The organism is Geobacillus jurassicus NBRC 107829 (genome assembly GCF_001544315.1).
Lineage (GTDB): Bacteria > Bacillota > Bacilli > Bacillales > Anoxybacillaceae > Geobacillus > Geobacillus jurassicus.
In genome coordinates this window covers 25,254-42,638 of record NZ_BCQG01000016.1, presented here as the reverse complement: position 1 = coordinate 42,638, position 17,385 = coordinate 25,254, and the positions used below count along the sequence as shown (strand labels likewise).

Sequence of the window (17,385 nt, the reverse complement as noted above, 5' to 3'; positions counted from 1 at the left end):
TTTTCTATGGTATTATCAAATGTTGCTTCCCATTCTACAGGAAATCCTCAAGCAAAGGCTATTTTTATGCTTGTCTGAGTCGTCCTGACGCCACAGGTTAAAATAGACGGCAAAAACCAAAACAAAGAGCGCAAACCGTTCTTCCGTTTGCGCTCCTGCCGGATGGACCCATTCAGCGCTTATTCGGCCGCTCGCGTTTTGTGCAGCCCCCATCGCCTTCTGTTCAATTCGTCGAATACAGGCTGACGAGCTCATACGTCACCGTCGTCCGGTTGTCTTCCCATTCGAGCTTTCTCACGACCGCGGCGCCGCTCGCTTCGCTTTGCACCGTCCGGCGCACTTCAAGCGGCACGTCAAGCGGATACAAGCGGTAGCCTTCTTTTTCAAGCACAAACAAATTGCCTTGAACGCGCCGCTCCTTTCCTTTTGTCACAATGACCGTCTGCAGTTCCATCGGCATGCCCATCGTTCCAACCTCCTTGGCAACCCATCGGTTCGTTGGCGGCGCACGCCGCCTCTCTAATGGTATCGTATCACACCGTCGGCTGTTGTTTCATCCATTCCGCAAGCCGTTGCACCGTCTCCCGATTGGCTTTCGGAGGAAAATAATGGGTGAGCTCACGGAAGTACCATGCTGTCACCGGTTTGCCAAGCTGCTTGAGCCGCCGCTCAAGCCGATAGGCGTGCTCAATCGACACGTTTTCATCCCGCTCGCCGTGGATGATGAGCACAGGGGCCTTGAGTCGTTCCAGATGATAGAGCGGCGTCCGGCAGCGGTAGCGCTCCGGATATTTGTTCGGCGTCCCGCCGATGACCCGCTTCATCATCCGCCGCAAATCAGGCCGCTCCCAATACGTGAGTTCCACATCAGCCATCCCTCCCCAGACCGCCACCGAACAGACCCGCTCGGCCATCAGGGCAGTGTGAAGCGCCATCGCCCCGCCGCGCGAGAAGCCGAACACGTGGACACGCCCGGGGTGGACAAGCGGATGGCGGCAAAGCAGCTGAAAACCAGCCACCGCATCATATCGGTCTTCACCGGCAAAATCTTCGTTTCCTTCCCCGCCCCCATTTCCGCGATACAGCGGGGCGAAGACAACAAATCCGTGTGAAGCAAATTCAATGAGGCGCGGCACCCGCACTTGTCCGACGTTTTTGATCCCGCCGCGCAAATACAAAAACCCGTCATACACGCCTTTTCTCTTCGGCGCGGCGAAAAACCCTTTCACTTTCAGTCCTTGCGCCATATAGGCAACGAAAAATACGTCAATGTCCGGATGCGGCGACGGAAACCGGTATTGGCCGATGATGTCCCCGTCCATCCTCCCGCCTCCTTTCTGTGAGAACAATTGGGCTCCAAAGATTCTTGCCGCTGCGCCGTCCTCTTTTTTGCGACATGGCTCATCAAGCTCCCGTGCCGCAGCCGCCAGGACGGATGAAGCTTGTCCCCCGTTCCGCCAACCGACATGTTTGGCTTTCCCGCACCGTTCACGGCCGTCAGTTGAAAAAATTCCCGCATGGTCCGCCCGTTTCCGGCCGACCGCCCATTTTTTCTAGGCATTCACACATTTTTGCCGAGTGCATACGATAGGGTGAGACCAATATGAATGGCCCACAAGCCAAAGGGGGTTCAAGAAAATGAAAAAATGGGCGATCTGGCTTTGTTCGCTTCTTCTGTTTTTGCCGCTGGCGGCCTGCAACAACAACAGCGGCGGGAACGAACCGCTCCAAAAAGTGCGGCTCGCCGAGGTGACACGCTCGATTTTTTACGCTCCGCAGTACGTCGCCCTGGCAAAAGGCTTCTTTAAAGAAGAGGGGCTGGATGTCGAACTGACGACGACATGGGGCGGAGACAAAACGATGACGACGCTGCTTTCCGGCGGCGCGGACATCGCCCTTGTCGGCTCGGAGACGTCGATTTACGTCTACAGCCAAGGAACAAACGACCCGGTCATCAACTTCGCCCAACTGACGCAAACGGACGGAACGTTCCTCGTCTCCCGCAAAAAAATCGGCCACTTTACATGGGAGATGTTGAAAGGAAGCACGTTCCTCGGCCAACGGAAAGGCGGCATGCCGCAAATGGTCGGCGAATTTGTGTTGAAAAAGCACGGCATCGATCCGCACCAAGACTTGAAGTTGATCCAGAACGTCGAGTTTGCCAACATCCCGAACGCCTTTGCGAGCGGCACCGGCGATTTCGTCCAGCTGTTTGAGCCGACCGCGAGCGTTTTCGAACAAGAAGGGAAAGGCTACATCGTCGCTTCGTTCGGCACCGAATCCGGACGCGTGCCGTACACGTCGTATATGGCGAAACGAAGCTATATGAACGAACACAAAGACGTGATGGAAAAGTTCACGCGCGCCATCTACAAAGCGCAGCAATGGGTCGCATCGCACAGCGCCGCGGAGATCGCCAAAGCCATTCAGCCGTATTTTAAAGACACCGATTTGACCCTCATCGAAAAAGTGGTCGATCGCTACAAAAGCCAAGGCACCTACGCGACCGATCCGATTTTGGATGAAGAAGAATGGAACAACTTGCAAAGCATTATGGCCGAAGCCGGCGAGCTGCCGAAGCACATCGACTTGAACACGCTTGTCGATTCGTCGTTTGCCAAAAAAGCGATGAACGATTGACGAAAGCGGGTGAACATCATGTTTCTTTCGATCGACCGCCTTTCGCACACGTATTTTACGAAAACGACGGCCGTCACCGCGCTCGATGACGTGTCGCTCTCCGTCGAGAAAGGAGAATTTGTCTCCTTTCTCGGCCCAAGCGGCTGCGGCAAAACGACGCTTTTGTCGATCATCGCGGGGCTGATTGAACCGACGGAAGGATCGGTCCGCATGGAAGGCCGACCGCTTTGGCCGAACGGAACGGACGCTCCAGCGGCGCGCCGCGCGGTCGGCTACATGCTTCAGCAAGACTGCTTGTTTCCATGGAAAACGATTGAAGAAAACATCCTTCTCGGCTTAAAAATGACTAGAACGCTAACTGCCCAAACCAAAGAACGGGCGCTCGCTCTGCTGGCGGAGATCGGCCTGGCCGGCGTCGAGTCGTATTACCCGAGCCAGCTGTCCGGCGGCATGCGCCAGCGCGCGGCGCTCGTGCGCACGTTGGCGACCGATCCGAAACTGCTTTTGCTTGATGAACCGTTTTCCGCCCTTGACCAGCAGACGAAGCTGAAACTGGAAGAGCTCGTTTGGAAGACGTTAAAACAGTATGAAAAAACAGCGGTGCTCGTCACTCATGACATCGAAGAAGCCATCGCCATGAGCGACCGCATTTTCTTATTTTCGCCGCGCCCCGGACGCCTGGCGAAGACGTTCGTCATCCCGGACGACCTGCGAGGCCGCCCGCCGCTTGCCGCCCGTCAGCATCCAGCGTTTTCTGCGCTCTTTCAATCCATTTGGAAGGAGATGGAGGCCCTTGAATCCGATCCATCGACGTATCCAGGCGCTGCACAATGAATATCTCGCCGCGCTGCGCAAAGAACAGCGGGTCATCCGCCTTTGGCAAGCCGCGCTGCTTGTCGCCTTTTTCGCCGTCTGGGAAGCGTCAAGCCGCTTCCAATGGGTCGACCCGCTTTTGTTTAGCTCTCCATCCGCCATCGCCAAGCTGTTTGTCGAAAAAATGAGCGATCATTCTTTGCTCGCCCACACATGGGCGACGCTGTTTGAAACGCTGCTCGGCTTTTTCATCGGCACCATCGGCGGGGCGCTCCTCGGCGCCTTGCTTTGGTGGTTTCCGCGTCTGGCAAAGACGCTCGACCCGTATTTAGTCGTCTTCAACGCCATGCCGAAAGTCGCCCTCGGGCCGATTTTGATCGTCGCCCTCGGACCAGGATTTACGTCCATCATCGCCATGGGCGTCGTCATTTCGATCATCATCACGACGATCGTCGTCTATTCGGCGTTCCAAGAGGTCGATCCGAACTATTTGAAAGTATTGCGGACGTTCGGCGCCACCCGCTGCCAATGCTTTAAAGAGGCGGTGCTGCCGGCATCGTTCCCAACGATCATTTCGACGTTGAAAGTGAATGTCGGCCTCGCTTGGGTCGGCGTCATCACCGGCGAGTTTCTCGTCTCGAAACAAGGGCTCGGGTATTTGATCATTTACGGCTTCCAAGTGTTCAACTTCACGCTCGTCTTGATGAGCCTGCTCATTGTCGCCTTGCTGTCGACCGTGATGTATCAGCTTGTCGCCTTGATCGAGAAAAAATGGGGAAGCCGCCGCTAGCGAGACGCCCTCCGAATGTTGACGGGCGTCTCATTTCATTGGCGCCGCCCGGATGAGCCGGCATCCGCCGCTTTTTTGAAAAACACCTTTGGGAGCCGTGAAGTCGAATGTTTTTCCATGTATTCAGCCCTTTTGGGAAACCATCGTTTGAGAGCCGTCGCTGATCTGCGCTCCCCCTTTTCAATCGATCAGCCCGCGCTGTTTCAATTCAGCAAGCGAGAGCGAAAGGACATCGTCTTTCATGATGTAGCTGAACCGATGGTCGGCGCGGATGTCATCCGGCAGCGCCTCAAGCAGCACCGGGCCGTTCGTCTCCTCATACGACTCCCGCTCGATGAGCGCAGCGATGTCGGCAAAATAAATGTTTTTCACGATATCCGGCTCCACTTCATATTGACCGATATATTCGAGCAGGCGGATGACGCCCCCTGTTTCTTCCATCACTTCGCGGGCCGCGGCTTCCTCCGCTGTTTCCCCGCTTTCCACCTTGCCGCCGGGAAACTCAAGGCCGCGGCGCGGATGATCCGTCAACAGCCATCGCCCGCCATAACGGCAAATGACCCATACATGCCCGGGGGAGGTGGAAAACGGGTGGTCCGCAAAAGCCAGCCGAACGCGATGTCCGTAGTAATCGCGAAATTCATGCATCGGACTCCCCCCTTTCCTCTCCCCATTATACAGAAAAACGCCGCTCGACTCGCGGCGTTTACTCTTCTTTTTCGTCAGGAAGGATGCCGAGCGAGCGGATGTGCGCCTTTGCTTCCTCGTTGCCAAGGCGATAAATCATTTCATAAATTTTCGTCAGCGTCCGGTCGTAAGCGTCATTTTCCCGATCATAATGGTATTGGATGTATGGCACATGGGCGCGCCAAAACGCCTGCCAGTCGGTCGAATAGTTTTGGTCGAAATACTCGCGCAGCTGGGCGATTTCCCGGTCAGTCGCTTGAATCTCAAAATCCCAAGGCGATGCCGTCTTCAGCTGCGAGATTTCCCCGGTTGCCATCGAGACGTAATACGTCTTTTTTCGTTCGTCTGCCACCTTCGTCCACTCCTTTTGCTCTTTTTGCTTAGTGTGGGGCAATCCGGGAAAAATATGCTTATTTTATTTCATCTTTCAACAGCTCGATCGCCTTGCGGAGCAAGGACGGAATCGGGACGCCCGCTCGGCCGGCGTTTTCGACGATGGAGATAAACTCATTGGTGATATAGAAAAAAACGATCGCATCGCGGATTAAATGCATGTTCCATCCAATGGCCAAATCGACGAGATGCGACGCCGCCACGAGAACGAAAATCAACAATTTGCGGATGATGCCGCGAAAGCCGACCTGGCTTGACAGCTTGCCTTCGACCGCGCTGGCGGCAATGCCAGTGAGGTAGTCGACAATGACCAAAGCAAGCAAAATGACGACAAATGAGTCCACGCTGCCGACAAACAGCGACAGAAACGAACCGAACAGCGACACGGCAACCATCGGGATCGGCTTGTTCACGCTCCCCCCTCCTTGAACATAGGATACGCGTAACTATCGTATGCCCGTGGGAGGGCGTGTGATGCGGCGCATTCCCTAAAAAATCGCCCTTTTTCGACAAAGAAAAAGGCCGCCCCCAACTGTCGAGGACAGCCTTTCTCTTTGCCGTCAATCGGCCGGGAAGCATTCCGCTTTCAAGGCGATGGATCAAGCTTGGTCAACGCCCTAGGAACGATTTCAGCATCCAGACGTGTTTTTCCAAGCTGCGATGAATGCCAAGGAGCATGTCGCCCGTCGTTTCATCGCCAACTTCATCCGCCAGCTTCATGCCTTCTTTCAATTCGCCGATCATCGTTTCAAAGTCGCCGACAATCGCGGCGACCATTTGTTCCGCCGTTTCCGTTCCGGTCGCTTCTTTGACGGACGCCTGCTCAAGGCAGTCTTTCATCGTCGCCACCGGCTTGCCGCCGAGCGCCAACAGCCGCTCAGCGAGGGCATCAATATGAACGGCCGCTTCATTGTACAGCTGCTCAAACTTCTCGTGCAGCGTGAAAAATTGCGGACCGGTGACATACCAATGGTAGTTGTGCAATTTCACGTACAAAACGGTCCAGTTGGCGATTTGTTTGTTGACGAGATCGATCAGTCGGTTTGTCATCGTCTCACTCCTCCCTCATGGTTCTTGTACCCAGCCTGCTTGTTGATGAAACATGGGAAACCTGCCGATGGATAGCTTCCCCCATTTTGCCGGAAATATGAACGCCCGGCCTGCGGGATATGGTATAATGAAAAGAAAAAAGGCGGGCATAGTTATGTACTGGACATTAATTATTTGCCTCATTATTGCCGCCGCCGTTCTCGCTTTAGCGGTCGCGACGACTTCGAAAGCGTACGCGCACAAGCATACGGTCGATCCGCTCCCGGAAGAGCGCGGCAGCGAACAACAAGCCGGCCCGAATCAGCCGCAGTAGAGCGGCCCTGGGCCGGCTTGTTCATCAGCCAAACACCTTTTTCAACTCTTGTTTCTCTTGCGAAAGCCAAAAACGCATAAGCTTTTTGGCCGCCTCCAAGTCGTGCAGCTTCGCCTGGCCGCATTGCCGCTCGGTTGCCGCCGGCACTTCGGTTGCGGTCAGCGCCTCCTTCATCGCTTCTTCGAGCAGATCGATGATCTCATCAACGGTCGGCGAACCGCTCACCACAAGGTAAAACCCAGTCTGGCAGCCCATCGGCGAGATGTCGATAATGTCGAAATGATCATATTTCGCCGCATGTTGGCGCAGCGTATACGCCAACAAATGTTCGAGCGTATGAATGGCGGCGGGGTCCATCGCTTCTTTGTTCGGCTGGCAAAAGCGAATGTCAAACTTATTGACGACGCCGTCGCTGCCGACTTGGTGGACGCCGCAATGCCGCACATACGGCGCTTTGACCGCGCAATGGTCCAGCTCAAAGCTTTCCACCGGTGAAGGCATGTGAATCACTCCTAGCCATTTGTTCTCGTTTTTATCATAACCAAAACGGCGCCTGTCCCGCACCTTTTTTGCCTGCAGCGCCGTTGCCTCCCCGCCGCCCGGAACGAAGCTGCCCGTCTTTTCTTGAATCGCGGAAGCCATTGTTCTATTCTAAAGATAGACACAGAAAGGGATGGTTTCAAATGGCCAAACTGCTCATCGTGCTCATCCGCGTTTACCAGCGGTTTCTCTCTCCGCTCAAACCGCCGACATGCCGCTTTTATCCGACTTGCTCGAACTATGGCATCGAAGCGATCCGGCGGTTTGGCGCCATAAAAGGGGGATGGCTGACGATCAAGCGGATTTTGAAATGCCACCCGTTTCACCCGGGCGGGTTTGACCCTGTCCCTGAACCGATCCAACATCTGAAAAGAAAAAATAACTAAAAAACTCTTGCCTTGGGCTTTATTTTTTTGTATGATGGATCGTGTTAAATCGTAATGATTACTATTTTCAAAATGGAGGGGCTATAGATGAACAAAATTCCTGTCACGGTATTAAGCGGTTATTTAGGATCAGGGAAAACGACCTTGCTTCATCATATCTTGCACAATCGGGAAGGAAAAAAAATCGCCGTCATTGTCAACGATATGAGCGAAATCAATATGGATGCCGAACTCATTCGGCAAAACGGCTTTTTCCGCACCGAAGAAAAGCTCATCCAAATTCAAAATGGCTGTATTTGCTGCACCTTGCGGGAGGATTTAATCAAAGCGGTCGATCAGCTCGTCGAAAACGGGGAGATCGACTATATTGTCATTGAATCTTCCGGAATTAGCGAGCCGATTCCCGTCGCTCAAACCTTTACTTATTTAGACGAAGAACTGGGAATTGACCTGTCGAAAAAATGCCGCTTAGACACCATGGTGACGGTTGTGGACGCCAACCGTTTTTGGACGGATTTTTCCTCGGGCGAAACCTTGCTTGACCGCCAACAGGCCGTCGATGAAACGGACAGCCGCGAAATTGCGGATTTGCTCATTGAACAAATCGAATTCGCCAATGTCATTATCGTCAATAAAATCGATCTTGTATCGGCGGAGGAAGCGCAAAAATTACAAACCGTGCTTCAAAAGCTGAATCCGGAAGCCGTCATCATCCCGGCAACTTTCGGCCAAGTGCCGCTCGATTCCATTTTAAACACCCACTTATTTGATTTTGAAAAAGCGAGCCAATCAGCCGGCTGGATCAAAGAGCTGAATGAAGAGCACACACCCGAGACTGAACAATACGGCATCTCTTCCTTTGTTTATCGAAGAAAGCGGCCGTTTCATCCGGAACGTTTGATGAATTGGCTTGAACATTGGCCAACAGAAGTGGTGCGCGCCAAAGGCTTTCTTTGGCTTGCCTCTTGGAATGACATGTGCGTTCTTCTATCACAAGCAGGGACATCGATCTCCATCCAAGCAGCGGGACGATGGATGGCTTCCTATCCAGAAGAGGACATCAAACAGCTGTTGCAAGAAGAGGAAACATGGCGGGAAAAGTGGGATGACACCTACGGCGACCGCTTGACCGAACTCGTGTTGATTGGCATCAAGATGAACGCGGATGACATCGAACGCTCGCTGGACCAATGCTTGCTGACCGATGAAGAGATGAAGGAAGATTGGACGCTGTTCCCCAATCCATTCCCTTCATTGATTCCTTCGGCCTAAGCGGTGATCGATCATTTTCAAATCGTAATGATTACGATATAATAAAAGCGAACATAGTTTTCAAGAAAGGAGTTCAACATGAGAGCAACGTCCATCATTTTGTCTTTCCTCTTGGCGACGAGCGCCTTGCTATATGGCTGTCAATCGAAGCCAGAGGCAAAAGAGACCCAAACATCGAAAGATCAGTTAATCATTTATACAACCGTCTATCCGCTTGAAGACTTTACGAAAAAAATCGGCGGCGACGCCGTGAACGTCAAAAGCGTTTACCCACCGGGAGTGGAAGCCCATACGTTCGAACCGACAACCAAAACGGTGCAGCAGATTGCCGATGCGGATGCCTTCATTTACATCGGCCACGGGATGGAACCGTTCGCCGAAAAACTGAGGGAAACATTAAAAAATGAACATGTCCAATTTCTCGTTGCAACAAACGGCATCGAACTGCTTGAATCGAACCATGAAGAGGAGCATGCGCATGGGGAAGGGCACAAAGACGAACAGGGAGAAGGACATGAGGAAGAACATGGTCATGAACACGGAGACCACGATCCCCATGTATGGCTTGACCCGATCCGCTCCATTGCGATCGCCGAGAACATTCGCGATTTGCTGATTGAACTGAAACCTGAAAAAAAAGACCTGTTTATGCAAAACTTTGAAACGTTAAAGATAAAACTCGAGCGCCTTGACGGGCAATTTCGTTCCACCATCGAGAAAGCTCCCAGAAAAGAGATACTCGTTTCCCATCAAGCCTACGGATATTGGGAAGACCGCTACGGAATCAAACAGCTGAGCGTTTCCGGGCTTTCTCCGAGCAACGAACCATCACAAAAAGAGCTGGCTCAGCTCATCGAAACGGCGAAACAGCATCACATCCGCTATGTCATTTTCGAACAAAATGTCCATCCCAAAACGGCGGAAGTGATTCAGAACGAAATCGGCGCCAAGCCGCTCCGTCTGCATAACTTGGAATCGCTGACCGATGAAGATCGAAAAGCCGACAAAGATTACTTTGCTCTTATGACTGAAAATCTCCGCGTGCTGCAAAAAGCACTGCATTGAAAGACAGCCGCCTGCCTCTTTTGATCGGGGCAGGCGGTTTCTTTTCCCTTCCACACCACCTTTCCCCAAAATAAGGAAAAGGCGCCCAAACACGCATGGGGCGCCTTTCTTTATGCCTGTGTCGCTGAACGAAACCCTCTCATTTTCCTATCACGATTTATTGCAGCGAGCGGACATAGGCGGCGATCGCCGCGATTTCTCCCGGCGTCAACGTTTGCACTTCTTTCGTCCGATGGCGCCGGATCGCTTCCTCGATCGTTTTCGCGCTGCCGTCGTGCAAATACGGGGCTGTCGCCCATACGCCGCGCAACGTCGGCGCATCCCACTGCTTTGGCGTCCGCGGGTTGGCAAAATGGGCGCGGGCGTCGCCTTTGGAGGGGCGGTCCTTCGGGTTGGCCGTGCCGATATCGTGCAAGTAGGCGGTATTGGCGGTCGTCAATTTTCCATCCGGCCCGACCGCTTTGACGCTGTCGGTGAAATACTCGCCCCCATGGCAGCTTAAGCAATTCCCTTTCCCGTTAAACAGCCGCTCCCCTTCCTTCGCCTCCGCCGTCAAGCTGCCGTCAGCGTTTCGGTACGGGCTTTTCGGCACGGGGAAGGAGCGTGGGTCGTTCAAGTAGGCGAACAGCGCATCATACATATGCTGCACTTTTGGCGGCAGCGGCTTGGACGGGTCAATCGTCGTCATGCCGCCCATCTCGCCTTGCACGGTATGAATGTAGTCGGTGAAATCGTCGCGCGAGCCGTCCCACATAAACAGCCCGGTTTTTGTCGCCAAAATGTTGCTCGGCACGTTGCGCGGCCCTTTCGCCGTCATGAGCGTCAAGCCATTGATGTCGCCGTCGCTATGGCACGAAGCGCAGCTCATCCAGTTGTTCCCCGTGATGTTGATGGCAAACTCGTCGCTGTTGGCGCTGTAAAAGATCGTTTTTCCTTCGCGCACGAGCGGGGAGAGCGAATCTTTCGCAATGAGGCGGATCGTGCCGTTCTCCTGCTTCGCTTTCGCATACGGGCTTTTCCCGCCGGTGTCGATCACGGCGAGGTCATGGCTCATGGCGTTGTGGACGTAAAGCGTTTTGCCATCCGGCGAAATCGCGATGCCGCGCGGGTTGTTCCCGCGAATGCGGCGCAAAATTTGCGTCGCCTTGCCGCCGCGGCGCAAGTCAAAGACGACGAGGTCCTCGCTTCCGGACATAACCGCGTACGCTTTGCCGCCGTCCGGGGAAAACGCCACATCGTACGGATTCGAGACGATGATCGTCTCGTTATGGACATCGGTGACATTGATCGCGGCAAACAGCTCTTTCCGCTCGTCGATCCGCTCCGCCTCTTTCGTTGTGTCGAGGACGGAAATGGCCGGAAATACCGTTTCCTCAAACTGGATCGGCGTATCGACGTTCGTCAATAAGTGCGGAATGTACGCCTTCTTTCCGTCTGGAGCAATGACAATTTGCTCGAGCGTATTCGGGATGCCTTGGCTTTTTTTCCGGTCCGGTTTGTCCGGCGACGGAGCAAGGGCGATTTCCTTGACCGCCCGCCGCTTCTCTGTGTCAATCACCGTCACTTTGGCCGCCAAATATTGCGTCACGTACAGCTTCTTGCCATCGGCGGTCAGCGCCAATGCCCGCGGCCGATCGCCCGCCTTGATGTCTTTGAGCCGTTTTCCGCTCTCAGCGTCAAACACCGAGACCGTGCCCGAGCGGTAGTTGGCGACATACACTTCCGCCCCGTTTGGGCTTGTGACGATGCCAAACGGCTCGATTCCAGTTTCCCAACGGTCGACGACTTTCCGCTTGTCAAGCGACACGACGTCCACTTCATCATCGTGCATGCAGGAAACATACAGCGTCCGTCCATCCGGGCTGAGCGCCAGCTGGCGCGGTTCGCGGCCGACGGGAATTTCTGCTTCCGTTTTCTTCGTTTTCGTGTTGACGATCGTCACCGTATCGACGTCAATGTTGGCGGTGTAGACATAGCGCCCGTCGGCGCTGATGGCGATGTTGTCGCCGTGCGCCGGGGCGTGTCTGACCACTTTCGGCCGCTCCTGCCATGCCCTTTCGTCTTGACAGCCGGCCAACAGCGTGGCGATCGCCACGGCGTACCACCATTTTCGCATATCAATTCCCCCGTTTTTTTCACGAAAATGATAACCATCCTCAATTTTACAAAGAAAAACGGCGAATCTCAATCGTATTCGCCGCTTTCTTTTGGTTATTTGTTGCTGGATCCAACGTTGACCTTGACCGTCCGCAGCACCGGCGCGACGCCGTACGGGCCGCCGGCCGCCTGCACTTGCGGCACATGGTCGCGGTCGTTGTTGCCCAATTTTTTTCCTTTCATGTAGACGTCGCCCGTATCCCAAAACTCGCTCGCCTGCATCCCTTCTGGAAGCGTCGGCCCGTCGATGATCCGGTCGTAAAAATCGACGTAGCGGGAAATGATCGTTTCGCGTTCAAGGGCTTTCGCCGTCTCGTCCGCTTGGTCGTTGTTCAAGTTTTGCAACGCAATGCGGAATACCCCCGACAAAGCGCCGGCAAGCCATGGCGTGTACTCGTCCTGCTGCGTTCCTGTGTGGTACACGTGCCATTTTTCATCCCAAAAATGGCGGTCCATCGCCTCATACACGCGGCGCGCTGCATCGCGGTATGCCTCGTCTTTCGTCGCCAAAAACGCCGCGGTCAGCCCGCGGATCGCACCGAGCTGGGCGAGCAGCGTCGGCTCGTCTTGGTCCGGCCCTTGGCCGATCGTGTAGCCGTTGGCGACAAGCCCGTCTTTTCGCATCAAGTTTTTCAAGATAAAGTCCGCTTGCCGGCGGATGAGCTCGAGCGCCCGCTTTCCTTCCGGCGTGCCAAGTCCTTTGGCGCTCTCGCCGCTCGCATAGCCGACCGGCATTCCATCGATGGCGCGCGCAAAAATGCGGAGCGCTTCCATCGTGTAGCCAGCTTGGAACGCATCGACCCGGTTTCCTTGCGTTTGGCCGTCATGTTCGGTCACAAACGCGCCCACTTTTTCGTTGAAATGCATCGCATCGATGTTGCGGAACACTTGCAGCAACACGTCGCGGTTGACGGAATACGGGTCGTCGGCAGCGCGGTCGTTGGACGGATCGGCGTCCACATTTTCCTTTGCCGCTTTCGGGAACGGGTTTCCGTCAAACACGGCCAAAAACGCCGGGTTTTGGTTTTGGTTTTCCGGACGTTGGTCGGTCATGCCGAAAAACTCGGCCGCCGGCCAAAGCATGAGCCATTGGTCCTCAAGCAAACTGCGGGGATCTTTGACGACCAGCTTCGCCGCATCCGGCGCCAGCTCGCTTCCCCCTTCGGCCACTTCCACCGCGTGCGGCAAATAAACGAAGCCGCCGCTCGGGTTGTAGCGGCTGCCCGATGCTTTCGTCAACGCATGCCGCTTGGCGTCATAAAACAAATGATCGCGGATGAACGCGAGCTTGTTCCACATTTGCTCGGTCAAAATCATCCCTTGCATCCCGTCGGCGGAGCTGACGCCAAGAGCGATTTTCCCGCTTTGGTCGTCGCTTGGCGTTTTCGCTTCGATCTCTTCATCGCTGTCTTTTTGATGGAAATTGCCCAAAAAGTCGCCGGCCCAAAGCGCCTGCTTCAAAAAGACGCAGCCGTATGCCGATGGCGTGAGCACTTTGTCCATTTTCCCCCGATTCCAGCGAAGCGATTGGAAATCGACTTGATAGACCGGCACGTATGTCCCATCGTCATTTTCAGCGTACACGTCTGTGTCAACTTTTTGCGCATAATGCGGATCACCGCCGGCGTACTCGATGAAGGTCGGAAACATGTTGCGGAAAATTTCGTCGCGCGGATAGCCGACGCTGTCCGCAAGCTCATAAAAACGATCGGCGAGCGCCTGATCGACTGGCTTATGCAGCTGTTCGGCCCGCTGTTTGGCGATCGGGCCGTGAATGAGATGAAGGCCGAGCCCTGACTTTTCCGTCACTTCGTACATCGCTTCTTCGGAATACTCGTATGACTCGATGCCGGCCGTATAGTCAAATTTGGTCGGTTGATCCGGCTTTCTCGCGTCAAGGGTGTCCAAATCAAGCCCGAGCCCTTCCGCCAGCGGCTCGCCGGACAGTTCAAACTCGGAATAGGCAAACATATTGCCGGCCGTATCAAAATGATCGTCTGCCACCGGCACATGCAGCCGCGGCGCTTCCGATGAGCGTTTGTTCTCTTTCTCCCCGACGGCGGAACAGCCGGACGCCAAAAGCAGCGACGCCGCCGCCGAAGTGGCCATCACTTTCCAAGGTATGCGTTTCATTGCTTGCTCCTCCACCCAAAAAATAACGATTTTCATTCTCACTACACTCATTATACGCCGCCTATGCCCTTCGTTCAAGCAGGAATCCACTCAATGCAGCGGCCTCCCGTCCATAAAAAACAACATTCCAGTTCGTTCGGACAACGTCCGATTGCTTTGCGGCATAAGGACGGCGCCGTTTCTTTGCAGCGCCGAATCGCTTCCTCTTCCTCACACCATAGCAGCACACGAACCCGGTCGCGGTAAACGATGTACAACTCCCGGTCCGCTTCTTCGCCACATCCGCCGTCCGAAAGCAGCAGCGGTTTGCACGCCGCCTCTTCCATCGAACCGAAAAACTGCAGTAAATGATCCGTCACCTTGGCCAACACAAGGCCGTAATGCAGCGGCGTCGGAAACATTGACAAAGGAAGGAGCGAACGATGCATGTCAATCAGCCGCAGCAAGCAAAGCGGCGACCGGAGCGAAGGAGCAGTTTCACAATACGCTTGAATGACGCGGCGAAGAAACCGGCGCAACGCATACGGCCAGACGTCCGACGTCTCGTGATGGATCGGCATCACGGCTCGCCTCCTTTGTTCACGCATGTTTTTCCAGCTGCTCCAATACGGCGTGAATCGAGCTCCATGACCGTTTCGCAAAATAAATGGGCTTGTCTTTGCTTTTCGCCTTCTCTTTCACTTTCTTCGCCAAATTATGGTTCACGTAATCGATCATGACCAATATGGCGTCGACATGCTCCGGAATGTCGCGTTTCACCATATTCACTTTCCGTCCGTTAAGATGAATGATTTCCCGGAATCCGGAACGCTCCAATTTATCGGTAATATGGCCTAAATGATCGGCTCCGACAACAAGCAGAGATGCCATCACGAAAGCCTCCTTTGCTCGCTTCTTTCTTTTTATTTTAATTGAGAATGATTTTCTATGTCAATTAAAATGATACATATTTTCACTTCTACTTTTCCGTTCCTCCGCTCATAAATTCCTTTGCGTGTACCAAACTATAGGTGCGGGCGATTTCATCACGACAAGGGGGATGACCATGGCGAAAGACGTTCTTTGCGAAGTTCGCAACTGCCGTTATTGGGCGGAAGGAAATCGTTGCAGCGCTGAAGCCATTTACGTGGTCAGCCATGCAGGGAAAATGGCGTCCGATTCCACAGAAACAGACTGCAAAACGTTTGTTCCGGCCCATGAAGCATAATGCGAGACCAACGAGGCGCTGCCCGGCCGACCGGGCGGCGCTTGCATCGTTCGAGGGGGATGACGATGGACAAACGCGCCAGCCTCATTCAAGCGCTGCAAACGGAAATGAAGCGGGCCGCTTTAGGAACATACCCGGCTTGCATCGACTCCTTCGCCCGTTTGTGGGATTATGAGTTCGGTTCGTTTGATCAGCTCCCACCTGAGATTGAACGGCTCGTCGCCCATCGGGCCGCTGAACTCGGGTGGATGGATGACGTTTGATGGCAATCCGCTCCGGAACAAACGCCATATTGAGCGAGAAACGAAGTTTGATGACAGCCCACCCATTAGAGGACAGGTGCCGCGGCGGCTGAACTCGGGTGGATGGACGAGGTTTGGCCGCAGCGGCAAAAAGGCAGGAACCCCGACTAGGTGAGGCTCCTGCCTTTTCCGCTTTCGGAACGGTCGTTTTCAGCGCTGTCAAAACATTTGTTCCGTTTTTGGAATGAGCCTTTTCAGTTCGCGGCGCAGCAGTTTTTGCGCGGCGTTGCGCGGCAGTTCGTCGACGAAGTAAATGCGGGCCGGCACTTTATATTTCGCCAGCCGTTCGCGGCAAAACGCGCGCAGCGCCGCTTCATCCGCCGCCGCTCCGCGTTTCAGGCGGACGAACGCATACGGCACTTGCCCCCACGTTTCATCCTCGACGCCGGTCACCCCGGCTTCTTCCACATCGGGATGCGACAGCAGCACCGCCTCCACCTCAGCTGGGTAGACGTTTTCACCGCCGGAAATGATGAGGTCGGAACGGCGGTCAAGGACATACAAAAATCCGTCTTCATCGACATAGCCAATGTCCCCCGTATAGAACCAGCCGTCGCGGATCGCTTGCGCCGTCGCTTCCGGGCGATGCAAGTATCCTTTGGCGACATTCGGCCCTTTGACGACAATTTCTCCCGCTTCATGCGGCCGCGCCGGTTGGCCGTCTTTGATGATGCAAAGCTCCGCCGGAAAGAGCGGCTTGCCGGCCGAACCGAGCTTCGTCAAGCTGTATTCCGGCGCCAGCGTCACGATTTGCGATGCCGTTTCCGTCATCCCGTACGTTTGGTACACCGGGATGCCTTTTTCTTTGCACGCCTCAAGCAACGGGCGCGGCGCCGGCCCGCCGCCAAGCAGCATGCAGCGGAACGTATCAGGGTAGCGCGCCTCCCCAAGCTCCGATACCATCCGCTGGAGCATGGCGGCCACGACCGACATGATCGTCACGTCGCCGCGCATGATCCATTCATTCGCCTCCTTCGGGTCAAACGAGGCTTGCAGCCGCATCGGCATGCCGTAAATGACGCTGCGCATGGCGATCGACAGGCCGCTGATGTGAAACAGCGGCACAGCGGCCAGCCAGCAGTCGCGCTCATGCAAGCCTAAATTGAGCGCCGAGCCGACAGCGCTCCACCAATGGTTTCCATACGTTTGCAAGACGCCTTTCGGAGTGCCGGTCGTCCCGGACGTATACATGATCGTGGCGGTTTCCTCCAAATCGCACGTTTCTTTTAATGAAACGTCCGCCTCCGGAAGCGCGGCCAGGGCGCCTACAGTCAGAACACGGCCATCACCGGCAAGGCGTCCGGCCAACTCCTCATCGGCAATAACAAGACGCGCTCCGCTGTCATCGAGCTGCCAGCCGAGCTCATAGGAAGTGAGGCGCACGTTTTGCAGCAAGACGCGGGCGCCAAGAAAAAACAACGCATGGACCATCTCGATCATTTCGATGCGATTTTTCATCAGCAGGGCGACAATGTCCCCTTCCTTGACGCCCGCCCGAGCGAGGCGCCTCGCCCAGGCCGCGGCCGCTTCATAGAGCTCAGCAAACGTCTTTGCCTGCTTGCCGTCGCTTACAGCAATCCGCTCCGGGGTTAAAAACGCCCGTTGCTTCAGCCAGTTTGGCATCGTCGTCATCCGGT

Annotated in this window: 21 protein-coding genes; 9 read left to right on the top strand and 12 right to left on the bottom strand. The window is 54.8% G+C overall.

Annotated features, from left to right (window positions below):
- Nucleotides 1-223: 223 nt before the first annotated feature.
- Nucleotides 224-466 (bottom strand): DUF2584 domain-containing protein, encoded by a 243-nt coding sequence (locus GJ1_RS06155; RefSeq protein WP_066229893.1) that lies wholly within the window; start codon nt 464-466, stop codon nt 224-226.
- A 67-nt stretch (nt 467-533) separates the two neighbouring features.
- Nucleotides 534-1,322 (bottom strand): alpha/beta hydrolase family protein, encoded by a 789-nt coding sequence (locus tag GJ1_RS06150; protein ID WP_066229890.1) that lies wholly within the window; start codon nt 1,320-1,322, stop codon nt 534-536.
- A 316-nt stretch (nt 1,323-1,638) separates the two neighbouring features.
- Here GJ1_RS06150 and GJ1_RS06145 point away from each other — a divergent pair, with 316 nt between their 5' ends.
- Genes GJ1_RS06145 through GJ1_RS06135 form a run of 3 tightly spaced genes read left to right on the top strand, consistent with a single transcriptional unit; the run spans nt 1,639 to nt 4,243 of the window.
- The gene (locus tag GJ1_RS06145) at nt 1,639-2,640 is read left to right on the top strand and encodes an ABC transporter substrate-binding protein (RefSeq protein WP_066229887.1); all 1,002 of its coding nucleotides are present in this window, start codon (nt 1,639-1,641) and stop codon (nt 2,638-2,640) included.
- Nucleotides 2,641-2,658: 18 nt separating this feature from the next.
- On the top strand, nt 2,659-3,474 hold the full coding sequence (locus tag GJ1_RS06140; RefSeq protein WP_066229885.1) for an ABC transporter ATP-binding protein: 816 nt from the start codon (nt 2,659-2,661) through the stop codon (nt 3,472-3,474).
- Complete coding sequence (locus GJ1_RS06135; protein ID WP_066229883.1) at nt 3,434-4,243, top strand: ABC transporter permease; 810 nt, start codon at nt 3,434-3,436, stop codon at nt 4,241-4,243. The genes GJ1_RS06140 and GJ1_RS06135 overlap by 41 nt, the downstream gene beginning before the upstream one ends.
- A 180-nt stretch (nt 4,244-4,423) precedes the next feature.
- On the opposite strand, the gene ytkD is transcribed toward GJ1_RS06135, so the two are convergent.
- From ytkD to GJ1_RS06115, 4 genes are all read right to left on the bottom strand, one after another.
- Entirely contained in the window at nt 4,424-4,891 is a 468-nt protein-coding gene (ytkD, locus tag GJ1_RS06130) for an RNA deprotection pyrophosphohydrolase (protein WP_066229880.1), read from the bottom strand.
- Between the two features lie 58 nt (nt 4,892-4,949).
- Nucleotides 4,950-5,282, bottom strand: coding sequence for a hydrolase (locus tag GJ1_RS06125; RefSeq protein WP_066229877.1), 333 nt, complete (start codon nt 5,280-5,282; stop codon nt 4,950-4,952).
- A 58-nt stretch (nt 5,283-5,340) separates the two neighbouring features.
- On the bottom strand, nt 5,341-5,736 hold the full coding sequence (locus tag GJ1_RS06120; RefSeq protein ID WP_066229875.1) for a phage holin family protein: 396 nt from the start codon (nt 5,734-5,736) through the stop codon (nt 5,341-5,343).
- Between the two features lie 196 nt (nt 5,737-5,932).
- Complete coding sequence (locus GJ1_RS06115) at nt 5,933-6,373, bottom strand: Dps family protein (RefSeq protein ID WP_066229873.1); 441 nt, start codon at nt 6,371-6,373, stop codon at nt 5,933-5,935.
- Nucleotides 6,374-6,527: 154 nt separating this feature from the next.
- Here GJ1_RS06115 and ytzI point away from each other — a divergent pair, with 154 nt between their 5' ends.
- Complete coding sequence (ytzI, locus tag GJ1_RS19005) at nt 6,528-6,686, top strand: YtzI protein (RefSeq protein WP_245629346.1); 159 nt, start codon at nt 6,528-6,530, stop codon at nt 6,684-6,686.
- A gap of 24 nt (nt 6,687-6,710) precedes the next feature.
- Here ytzI and GJ1_RS06105 read toward each other — a convergent pair whose 3' ends face one another.
- On the bottom strand, nt 6,711-7,187 hold the full coding sequence (locus tag GJ1_RS06105; RefSeq protein ID WP_066229951.1) for an S-ribosylhomocysteine lyase: 477 nt from the start codon (nt 7,185-7,187) through the stop codon (nt 6,711-6,713).
- 182 nt (nt 7,188-7,369) lie between these two features.
- On the opposite strand from GJ1_RS06105, the gene yidD reads away from it, so the two are divergent.
- The 3 genes from yidD (at nt 7,370) to GJ1_RS06090 (ending at nt 9,949) form a co-directional block, all read left to right on the top strand.
- Nucleotides 7,370-7,612, top strand: coding sequence for a membrane protein insertion efficiency factor YidD (gene yidD / locus GJ1_RS06100; RefSeq protein ID WP_066229870.1), 243 nt, complete (start codon nt 7,370-7,372; stop codon nt 7,610-7,612).
- Nucleotides 7,613-7,699: 87 nt separating this feature from the next.
- A complete protein-coding gene (locus GJ1_RS06095) occupies nt 7,700-8,884 on the top strand; it encodes a GTP-binding protein (RefSeq protein WP_066229867.1) in 1,185 nt (394 codons plus the stop codon).
- A gap of 78 nt (nt 8,885-8,962) precedes the next feature.
- Nucleotides 8,963-9,949, top strand: a complete 987-nt coding sequence (locus GJ1_RS06090; protein ID WP_066229864.1) for a metal ABC transporter substrate-binding protein — start codon at nt 8,963-8,965, stop codon at nt 9,947-9,949.
- Nucleotides 9,950-10,106: 157 nt separating this feature from the next.
- On the opposite strand, the gene GJ1_RS06085 is transcribed toward GJ1_RS06090, so the two are convergent.
- The 4 genes from GJ1_RS06085 to GJ1_RS06070 form a co-directional block, all read right to left on the bottom strand.
- Nucleotides 10,107-12,065, bottom strand: coding sequence for a beta-propeller fold lactonase family protein (locus tag GJ1_RS06085; RefSeq protein WP_066229948.1), 1,959 nt, complete (start codon nt 12,063-12,065; stop codon nt 10,107-10,109).
- 95 nt (nt 12,066-12,160) lie between these two features.
- Entirely contained in the window at nt 12,161-14,239 is a 2,079-nt protein-coding gene (locus GJ1_RS06080) for a hypothetical protein (RefSeq protein ID WP_066229945.1), read from the bottom strand.
- Between the two features lie 74 nt (nt 14,240-14,313).
- Nucleotides 14,314-14,802, bottom strand: a complete 489-nt coding sequence (locus GJ1_RS06075; RefSeq protein ID WP_066229861.1) for a hypothetical protein — start codon at nt 14,800-14,802, stop codon at nt 14,314-14,316.
- Nucleotides 14,803-14,818: 16 nt separating this feature from the next.
- The gene (locus GJ1_RS06070; RefSeq protein WP_066229858.1) at nt 14,819-15,109 is read right to left on the bottom strand and encodes a DUF2325 domain-containing protein; all 291 of its coding nucleotides are present in this window, start codon (nt 15,107-15,109) and stop codon (nt 14,819-14,821) included.
- Nucleotides 15,110-15,284: 175 nt separating this feature from the next.
- Between GJ1_RS06070 and GJ1_RS17715 the strand changes: the two genes are divergently transcribed.
- On the top strand, nt 15,285-15,446 hold the full coding sequence (locus GJ1_RS17715; protein ID WP_083509960.1) for a DUF1540 domain-containing protein: 162 nt from the start codon (nt 15,285-15,287) through the stop codon (nt 15,444-15,446).
- Between the two features lie 65 nt (nt 15,447-15,511).
- Nucleotides 15,512-15,709 (top strand): hypothetical protein, encoded by a 198-nt coding sequence (locus GJ1_RS06065; RefSeq protein WP_015731616.1) that lies wholly within the window; start codon nt 15,512-15,514, stop codon nt 15,707-15,709.
- 198 nt (nt 15,710-15,907) lie between these two features.
- Here GJ1_RS06065 and GJ1_RS06060 read toward each other — a convergent pair whose 3' ends face one another.
- Entirely contained in the window at nt 15,908-17,380 is a 1,473-nt protein-coding gene (locus GJ1_RS06060) for an o-succinylbenzoate--CoA ligase (RefSeq protein ID WP_066229942.1), read from the bottom strand.
- Between the last annotated feature and the right edge of the window lie 5 nt (nt 17,381-17,385).

Bases quoted from the DNA above. Each gene is read 5' to 3' on its own strand.
- GJ1_RS06155 (WP_066229893.1), bottom strand. From the start codon at position 466: ATGGGCATGCCGATGGAACTGCAGACGGTCATTGTGACAAAAGGAAAG.
- GJ1_RS06150 (WP_066229890.1), bottom strand. From the start codon at position 1,322: ATGGACGGGGACATCATCGGCCAATACCGGTTTCCGTCGCCGCATCCG.
- GJ1_RS06145 (WP_066229887.1), top strand. From the start codon at position 1,639: ATGAAAAAATGGGCGATCTGGCTTTGTTCGCTTCTTCTGTTTTTGCCG.
- GJ1_RS06140 (WP_066229885.1), top strand. From the start codon at position 2,659: ATGTTTCTTTCGATCGACCGCCTTTCGCACACGTATTTTACGAAAACG.
- ytkD (WP_066229880.1), bottom strand. From the start codon at position 4,891: ATGCATGAATTTCGCGATTACTACGGACATCGCGTTCGGCTGGCTTTT.
- GJ1_RS06115 (WP_066229873.1), bottom strand. From the start codon at position 6,373: ATGACAAACCGACTGATCGATCTCGTCAACAAACAAATCGCCAACTGG.
- ytzI (WP_245629346.1), top strand. From the start codon at position 6,528: ATGTACTGGACATTAATTATTTGCCTCATTATTGCCGCCGCCGTTCTC.
- GJ1_RS06105 (WP_066229951.1), bottom strand. From the start codon at position 7,187: ATGCCTTCACCGGTGGAAAGCTTTGAGCTGGACCATTGCGCGGTCAAA.
- yidD (WP_066229870.1), top strand. From the start codon at position 7,370: ATGGCCAAACTGCTCATCGTGCTCATCCGCGTTTACCAGCGGTTTCTC.
- GJ1_RS06095 (WP_066229867.1), top strand. From the start codon at position 7,700: ATGAACAAAATTCCTGTCACGGTATTAAGCGGTTATTTAGGATCAGGG.
- GJ1_RS06090 (WP_066229864.1), top strand. From the start codon at position 8,963: ATGAGAGCAACGTCCATCATTTTGTCTTTCCTCTTGGCGACGAGCGCC.
- GJ1_RS06085 (WP_066229948.1), bottom strand. From the start codon at position 12,065: ATGCGAAAATGGTGGTACGCCGTGGCGATCGCCACGCTGTTGGCCGGC.
- GJ1_RS06080 (WP_066229945.1), bottom strand. From the start codon at position 14,239: ATGAAACGCATACCTTGGAAAGTGATGGCCACTTCGGCGGCGGCGTCG.
- GJ1_RS06070 (WP_066229858.1), bottom strand. From the start codon at position 15,109: ATGGCATCTCTGCTTGTTGTCGGAGCCGATCATTTAGGCCATATTACC.
- GJ1_RS17715 (WP_083509960.1), top strand. From the start codon at position 15,285: ATGGCGAAAGACGTTCTTTGCGAAGTTCGCAACTGCCGTTATTGGGCG.
- GJ1_RS06065 (WP_015731616.1), top strand. From the start codon at position 15,512: ATGGACAAACGCGCCAGCCTCATTCAAGCGCTGCAAACGGAAATGAAG.
- GJ1_RS06060 (WP_066229942.1), bottom strand. From the start codon at position 17,380: ATGACGACGATGCCAAACTGGCTGAAGCAACGGGCGTTTTTAACCCCG.